Below are 235 nucleotides of genomic sequence, written 5' to 3'. Positions count from 1 at the left end.
TTCGCTTACTTCTTGCGTTGCAATCACTTTACCATTTTGTAGTAGGTCTACTTTGATCATTGCCGGACGATCTTTCGCATTATCGTCTTTCCATGTCTTCGTTCCTTCTACTTTTGTTTGGCTTACTTTTGTATTCGTGATGTCATAACCTTTTACTTCGGATTGATATCCATTTACCGGTTGTTCTTTCACTTCATACTTGTATGCCTTTCCTTCGGCATCGTATGCCGCTAAA

1 protein-coding gene is annotated in these 235 nt (G+C 39.6%); it reads right to left on the bottom strand.

Going from position 1 to position 235, the window contains the following annotated elements:
- Nucleotides 1-235 (bottom strand): Cna B-type domain-containing protein (locus BPMYX0001_RS29140; RefSeq protein WP_167535702.1); only part of this gene is annotated, 235 nt, incomplete at both ends.

The sequence above is a fragment of the Bacillus pseudomycoides DSM 12442 genome (assembly GCF_000161455.1).
GTDB lineage: Bacteria > Bacillota > Bacilli > Bacillales > Bacillaceae_G > Bacillus_A > Bacillus_A pseudomycoides.
This window is presented reverse-complemented; position numbering and strand designations above follow the sequence as displayed.